The following is a 6,280-nucleotide window of genomic DNA, read 5'->3' on the forward strand; positions in this document are numbered from 1 at the left end:
GCGGCCACACGACGGCCACGCGCACGGCGGCCGACACCTCACGCGTCGAGCGCGTCCTCCACCGCCACGGCCGGCGACGCCGCCGCGGTGTCTTCCGCAAGCCGCGACACCTGCGCCGGTCTGGCTGCGGGCGCCGGCGCGCCCAGGCGGAACAGCGCGACCGACTGGCTCAGTTGCCCGGCTTCCTCTTCCATGGCGCGCGCAGAGGCCGTGGCTTCTTCGACCAGCGCCGCGTTCTGCTGGGTGGCCTGGTCCATCTGCGCTACGGTGGTGTTGACCTGTTCGATGCCGGCCGACTGCTCGCGCGAGGCCGCCGAGATCTCGCCCATGATGTCGGTGACGCGCTGTACCGAGGCGACGATCTCCTGCATGGTGGTGCCGGCCTGGCCGACCAGGGCCGAGCCATCGGCCACGCGCTCCACCGACTCGTCGATCAGGCCCTTGATCTCCTTGGCCGCATTGGCCGAGCGCTGGGCCAGCGTCCGCACCTCGCTGGCGACGACCGCGAACCCGCGGCCCTGTTCGCCGGCACGCGCGGCTTCCACCGCCGCGTTGAGCGCGAGGATATTGGTCTGGAAGGCGATGCCGTCGATCACGCCGATGATGTCGCCGATACGCCGGGACGAGGACGCGATGCCCTCCATCGTGCTCACCACCTGTCCGACCACGTTGCCGCCCTGCACGGCGACCGCGGCCGCGCCGGCGGCCAGGCGGTTGGCCTGCTGCGCGTACTCGGCGTTCTGCTTGACCGTGGAGGTCAGTTCTTCCATCGACGCGGCGGTTTCTTCCAGGCTTGCCGCCTGCTGCTCGGTGCGCCGCGACAGGTCGTCGTTGCCGGCGGCGATTTCGGCGGCGGCCGCATCGATCGCGGCCGACGAGTGCTGGATGCGACCGACGATCTCGGTCAGACGCGCGACGGTGGCATTGGCGTCGTCGCGCATCCGCGCGAACACGCCTTCGAACTCGCCGTGCATGCGCCCGGTCAGGTCGCCGCTGGCCACCGCCTGCAGCAGCGAGGAAAGCGCGTTGAGGTTGCGGTCGGCCGTGCTCATCAGCTGATTGAGGTCGACCAGGATCTGCCGGAAGTCGAAGTCGAAGGCGGCCTCGTCGCTGCGCGCGGTGAAGTCGCCGGCCGCCGCCGCCGCGGCCATCCGCTTGATTTCGCCATTGATCCGCAGCAGGTTGCGGCGCACGTCGTTGAGCGACTGGGTGATGACCGCGCGTTCGCCCGGCAACGCTTCCAGTTCCTGCGACAGATCGCCGCGCGCGTAGCGCTTGATCAGCTCGACCACGCGCAGGGTCACCGCGATGTGCCCCTCGACCAGCGCGTTGCCGGCCTGGACCATGCTGCCGAACTCGCCGGGGAACTCGCTGGCGACGATGCGGTGGCTGGTGACGCCGGCCTCGTGCTGCGCGCCCATCTCGGTCTGTGCCTGGATCACGCGGCGCAACTGGCGCTGCATGCTGTCCATGGCCTGCAGCAACTGGCCGACCTCGTCGCCGCTGTCGATGGCGATGGCGATGGCGATGGGGTTGTCCAGCTTGCCCTGCGACACCGCATGCGCGGTGCGGATGGCACGCCGCAACGGACGGGTAATGGCGCGCGCGACGATCCAGCCGAAGGCGATGCAGGCCAGCGCGCCGAGCACGCCCACGATCAGGCCGCCGACGCTGGCGGCGATCGAACTGTCCACGGCGTTCTGCACGGTGGCGCGGAAGCGCGCGTCGGCGCTGTGGTGCATCGCGTTGAGGTGGGTGCGGTAGCGCTCCAGCGACGGTGCCATCGCCTCCATCTGCGCCGCATCCGGTTCGCGCTGCTGCGCGAAGGCCGCGGCCACCGCCGCCGCATGCGCGTAGTACTCGTCGAACTCCTTGCCCAGCCGCGCCAGTTCCCGGGCATTGCCCGGGTCGGTCTGCTGCAGCTTCTGGTAGGACGCGTGGATCTGCGACGCGATCGGCGCGGTCGCCTTGAGCATGTCCATGTCGCCGGCCGCCGCCGCGCCGTTCAGTCCATTGATGATCTTGTCCAGCGCGGCGACGTTGCGCGTCATGGTGTCCAGCACCGGGAAGTGCACGTCGCGGATCGCCTCCAGATGCCCGTTGTTGCGCTGGAACACCACGGTGCTGAAGCCGATGTAGCCCAGCAGGCACAGGATCGACACCGCCGCCGGCAGCAGGATCTTCCAGAACAACGGCAGGGAAAGCAGACGTCTCATCATGGAGGCTCTCCGGAGGCAATTAGGGCTTGAAGACGACCTTGACGCTCGCATCCTGCGTGCCGGCATCGATGTAGCCGATCGCGCCAGGCGAGGCGGCGACCGCCTTCTTGACCGCATCGTCGCCGGCCACGTGCTTGGGACGCTGCGCCTTGCCGGTGAACATCAGCTGCGACCAGTACGACTTCAGCTGCGCGGCATCGCGGCCGGTGACCTTCTTGTAGAACTCCTCGCGCGCCTTGGCGCCCTCGTCCTGGTCGATCGGCGTGGCCTGCGCGCCGCCCGGCAGGCTGTTGGACTTGGCCAGGAAAATCTGCGACACCTGGTCCTTGCTCAGGCTGTCCACCGGGCTCTTGGACGACATCACCACCACCACCTCGGCCTGCGCGGCGGTGCAGAACAGGGCCAGCGCGGCAGCGCCGGCAATCTTGTAAGCATTCATGGTGTCGTCCTCAGAACACGAAATCGAAGGAGGCCGACAGCAGGTTGTAGCTGCCGCCAGGACGGAAACCCGGCTGGATGTTGCCGAGGCTGCCGTACGAGCCGGCGTTGTTGACGATGTGGCTGGCCTGGAACTTGAAGGCCACGTTCTCGTACACGTCCCAGCGCAACGAGGCGGTGTAGCTGTGGCGGCCGTTCTCGGCGAGCGCGACGGCGCGGGTCATCAGCCCCAGCGGATCGGCGCCCGGCGCGATCACCGGTGCCTTCTTGTCGACATTGGCGTAGGTCAGCGACGGGGTCAGCGCGCCGAAGCGCGCACCGGCGCTCACGTAGCCGGAGGTGGTCTTGCCGTTGAGCGAAGGCGAGTAGTCGGCGCGGATGACTTCGGCGCGCGCGAACCACGGACCCGGATCGTAGCTGTAGCCGGCGCTGGCGAAGCTGCCGGCGACGCCGACGGTGTCCAGGCGTTCGGCCAGAGCCGGGTTGATCCGGCGATACAGACCGAACAGGCGGTCCAGATCGTCGGTGCGGTAGTCGGCATTGCCCTTGATGTAGGCCACGCGGTAGGTGGAAGCGCCCTGGTCCAGCACCAGCGACAGGCCGCGCATCGCGTGCACTTCGGCCTTCTTGGAATCGATGCGGCCGTAGAAGCCCTGCACGCTGAGCACGCTCTGGCCGACATTGCGCGTGTACACGCCTTCCACGCCGTCCATCGCCATCAGGTAGTTGTAGACCTCGTAGGGCGGACGCACCCACGGCGTGGCGTAGCCGACGCGCTGGTACTCGGACAGCATGTACAGCGGCGCGGTGATCCGGCCGACACGCACCGCGAAGTCCGGCGCGAACTGGTACTTGACGTGGGCCAGGGTGACCTTCGGCGCATACGAGGCGCGCTCGGCGTACTCGCTGGTGACCTGCAGCACGCCGCTGAACTTGTCGGTAAAGGTGGCGTTGACCTGCCCGGCGATGCGCGAGTCCGGACGCGGCGAGGTCCGCTGGCTGGCGCCGGCGCCTTCGGTGGTCTGCAGGTCGGGCGTGAAGTCGGCACGGTCCTCGGTGGAGTGCACCAGGCCCAGGGTGCCGAAGCCGCTGAAGGACAGCTCGGGGCCGTCCTGGGCCTGGACATTGCCGGCAGAGGCGAGTGCCAGCGCACCGCTCAACAGTAAAACCTTGAATTTCATTGAATTTCCCCAGTTACATGGCGGGTTGGCGATGGCCGACGATCCGACCGCACCCATCCCCGTGGATGCGGCCCGTGACGGCAGTGAGCCGATAACGGCGTTCGCGCCGCGTTCTTGAGCGCTGTCATGGTTTTTACGACCAACGGTTCGCAGAACCCGTGCCGCGGTGTCTCCTGACGGCCGGCCAGCGGTGGCAGCCGCCACCCTGCCGTTGGACAGATGTCGGCCGTCGCGGCGGCCCGCTAGACTCGCCGCCATGACCCGCCAAGGACCTGCACCCATGACCCAGTGGTACTTCCTGACCGGCAGCGAACAGACCCGCTCCGGCCCGTTCGACGATGCCGATGCAGTCACCTTCGCCCGCAACAACCCCACGGCACTGGCCTGGAGCCAGGGCCAGAACGGCTGGCTGCCGGTGGCGCAGATCGCGGCCCTGCAGGGTGGCGCGACGTTCCTGCCGCCGGGCCTGCCGCCGCCGCCGGCCGCAGGCGGCCGCGCCGACGAGATCGACTTCCGCATCGTCGGCCACGAAATGCAGTTCGTGGAGATCGAGCTGGACCCCGGCGAGAGCGCGGTGGCCGAGGCCGGCGCCCTGATGTTCAAGGACGCGGCGGTGCAGATGGACACCGTGTTCGGCGACGGTTCCGGCGGCAACCAGGGCGGGCTGATGGGCAAGCTGCTGTCGGCCGGCAAGCGCCTGGTCACCGGCGAGAGCCTGTTCACCACGGTGTTCACCCACCAGGGCCAGGGCAAGGCCAAGGTCGCCTTCGCCGCGCCCTATCCCGGCACCGTGCTGGCGATGAAGCTGGACCAGCACGGCGGCCGCCTGATCTGCCAGAAGGACAGCTTCCTGGCCGGCGCACGCGGCGTGTCGCTGGGGATCCATTTCCAGCGCAAGATCATGACCGGCCTGTTCGGCGGCGAAGGTTTCATCATGCAGAAGCTGGAGGGCGACGGCTGGGTGTTCGTGCATGCCGGCGGCTGCGTGATCGAGCGCGAGCTGGCCGCCGGCGAGCGGCTGGACGTGGACACCGGCTGCGTGGTCGCCTTCCACGCCTCGGTGGACATGGACGTGCGCCCGGTCAGCGGCATCAAGAGCATGTTCTTCGGCGGCGAAGGCATGTTCCTGGCCACCCTCACCGGACCCGGCAAGGTCTGGCTGCAGTCGCTGCCGTTCTCGCGCCTGGCCGGACGCATGTTCGCCGCCGCGCCGCAGGGCGGCGGGCAGAACCGCGGCGAAGGCTCGGTGCTGGGCGGCTTCGGCCGCATCCTCGACGGCGACAACAACTTCTAAAGCAGCGCATTCGCCCCTCTCCCCCCGGGAGAGGGGTTGGGGTGAGGGTACGGCGCGCAGCGTCTCGCAGACTGCGTAGTACAAGCCTCCACACCCTCACCCAAGCACCCGCACACCCCACGCCATGACCTCCAGTCGTGGGCGGTGCAGGAGGATGCGGCTATCCTCGCGCCGGCTCTTCCCTTCTTCTTCCTTCCGCGACGCTTCCATGACCGTGTTCCGCTCCCCGCGCCTGCTGCTGTCCCTGTCCCTGTTCGGCCTGCTTGCCGCCTGTGGCGGCGAACCCAAGCCGGCGCCGCCGGCCCCGGTGGTGAGCGGACCGGCACCGCTGCCCACGCCGGCCGCCCAGCCGCTGCGCATCGGCATCGCCCTGGGCGGCGGTGCGGCCAAGGGCTTCGCCCACATCGGCGTGATCAAGATGCTGCAGGCCAATGGCCTGGAGCCGACGGTGGTGTCCGGCACCAGCGCCGGCAGCGTGGTCGGCGCGCTGTACGCCAGCGGCATGGACGCGTTCCAGATGCAGCAGGCGGCGGTGGCGCTGGACGAGAGCAGCATCCGCGACATGCGCCTGTTCTCCGGCGGCCTGGTGCAGGGCCAGGCGCTGCAGGACTACGTCAACGCCCAGCTCAAGGGCAAGCCGATCGAGAAGCTGGCCAAGCCGTTCGCCGCGGTCGCCACCCGGCTGGAAGACGGCGAGCGCACCGTGTTCGTGCGCGGCAATGCCGGCCAGGCGGTGCGCGCGTCCAGCAGCATCCCCGGCGTGTTCGAGCCGGTGACCATCGGCAAGTTCCATTACGTGGACGGCGGCGTGGTCAGCCCGGTGCCGGTGGACGCGGCGCGCCAGCTCGGCGCCGACTTCGTCATCGCCGTGGACATCTCCAGCAAGGCCAGCGGCAAGAACCCGGGCAACATGCTCGGCACCGTCAACCAGTCGATCGCGATCATGGGCCAGCGCCTGGGCCAGCAGGAACTGGGCCGCGCCGACATCGTGATCCGGCCCAAGGTCAACGACATCGGCGCGGCCGACTTCGCCCAGCGCAACGCCGCGATCCTGGAAGGCGAAAAGGCCGCGCTGGCAGCGATGCCGCAGATCAAGGCCAAGCTGGCGCAACTGCAGCAGCAGCGCGCGGCCGCCGCAGCCGCGGCGG

The 6,280-nt window shown here is 69.2% G+C and carries 5 protein-coding genes; 2 read left to right on the top strand and 3 right to left on the bottom strand.

Annotated features, from left to right (window positions below):
• Window positions 1-38: 38 nt before the first annotated feature.
• The 3 genes from D588_RS0119470 to D588_RS0119480 are packed head-to-tail and all read right to left on the bottom strand — an operon-like array spanning window position 39 to window position 3,838.
• A complete protein-coding gene (locus tag D588_RS0119470; RefSeq protein ID WP_026143901.1) occupies window positions 39-2,219 on the bottom strand; it encodes a methyl-accepting chemotaxis protein in 2,181 nt (726 codons plus the stop codon).
• A 19-nt stretch (window positions 2,220-2,238) separates the two neighbouring features.
• A complete protein-coding gene (locus D588_RS0119475; protein WP_017917181.1) occupies window positions 2,239-2,658 on the bottom strand; it encodes a hypothetical protein in 420 nt (139 codons plus the stop codon).
• A 10-nt stretch (window positions 2,659-2,668) separates the two neighbouring features.
• The gene (locus D588_RS0119480) at window positions 2,669-3,838 is read right to left on the bottom strand and encodes a hypothetical protein (RefSeq protein WP_017908406.1); all 1,170 of its coding nucleotides are present in this window, start codon (window positions 3,836-3,838) and stop codon (window positions 2,669-2,671) included.
• 280 nt (window positions 3,839-4,118) lie between these two features.
• Here D588_RS0119480 and D588_RS0119485 point away from each other — a divergent pair, with 280 nt between their 5' ends.
• The gene (locus tag D588_RS0119485) at window positions 4,119-5,132 is read left to right on the top strand and encodes a TIGR00266 family protein (protein ID WP_017917182.1); all 1,014 of its coding nucleotides are present in this window, start codon (window positions 4,119-4,121) and stop codon (window positions 5,130-5,132) included.
• A 208-nt stretch (window positions 5,133-5,340) separates the two neighbouring features.
• Window positions 5,341-6,280 (top strand): patatin-like phospholipase family protein (locus D588_RS0119490; RefSeq protein WP_017917183.1); only part of this gene is annotated, 940 nt, incomplete at its 3' end.

The sequence above is a fragment of the Xanthomonas sp. SHU 308 genome (genome assembly GCF_000364645.1).
Taxonomy (GTDB): Bacteria; Pseudomonadota; Gammaproteobacteria; order Xanthomonadales; family Xanthomonadaceae; genus Xanthomonas_A; species Xanthomonas_A sontii.

Coding starts and splice junctions, on each gene's coding strand:
- D588_RS0119470 (WP_026143901.1), bottom strand. CDS start 2,219: ATGATGAGACGTCTGCTTTCCCTGCCGTTGTTCTGGAAGATCCTGCTG.
- D588_RS0119475 (WP_017917181.1), bottom strand. CDS start 2,658: ATGAATGCTTACAAGATTGCCGGCGCTGCCGCGCTGGCCCTGTTCTGC.
- D588_RS0119480 (WP_017908406.1), bottom strand. CDS start 3,838: ATGAAATTCAAGGTTTTACTGTTGAGCGGTGCGCTGGCACTCGCCTCT.
- D588_RS0119485 (WP_017917182.1), top strand. CDS start 4,119: ATGACCCAGTGGTACTTCCTGACCGGCAGCGAACAGACCCGCTCCGGC.